General features: G+C 34.8%; 1 protein-coding gene. It reads right to left on the bottom strand.

Annotated elements, in window-relative coordinates; all coding sequences use genetic code 11:
* Window positions 1-353: 353 nt before the first annotated feature.
* Window positions 354-629, bottom strand: a 276-nt coding sequence (locus C8054_RS32990; RefSeq protein WP_233220273.1) for a hypothetical protein, incomplete at its 5' end; no start/stop codon positions are given.

Raw genomic sequence — 629 nt, 5'->3', positions numbered from 1 at the left:
AACACCCCTGGCAAAGTGTGGTTTTGGACGATATCAGCATAAATCCTTATCATTTTTTGGTGCAAATACATTAAAGTAACTTGACATTATCATTGAAGACCAGCAATAATAATTTTCATTTTGATTACATAATAATGGCAATATATACATGTCAAAGTCAGACATGCCCCTTTGCCAGCTGTGATGCCTGGTTACTGGTTTAAATTTGGCCCAGGTTTTTAAAAGATTTTTAGGTCAGCAGACTCAGCACACCTTAATAGCTACAACAATTGATTGCCAATTAATGAATTTAGGCCCAGATTATGCAGAGCTGTAATAGCTGCTAATGGTGGATATTTTGATGAATCGAAAATTTAAGTTTTTTCTATGTATAAACTGTTTATGTAATAAAATATGTTTTCGTAGTTTGTGTTGTCCCTTATCAGTGCAAAATTATCACAAATTAAAAAGGATTCATGCCAATATTGTCCAAAACCCCACTTTTCTAGGGCGTTTCCAAACTTTTGGAGGGCAGTGTATATAATTTTCAAACTTAAAATCAGCAATCTTTTATTTTGGCGGGTTGCCGTGGGTTGTTTTTCATGTCCACGGGTTGAAGTGACCACAAAAATGTGATATTTATCCCCTGA

It is taken from the genome of Micromonospora sp. RP3T (genome assembly GCF_003027925.1).
Taxonomy (GTDB): domain Bacteria; phylum Actinomycetota; class Actinomycetes; order Mycobacteriales; family Micromonosporaceae; genus Micromonospora.
Note: the sequence above shows the minus strand (reverse complement) of the source record. Positions and strands in the feature narration are given on the sequence as shown.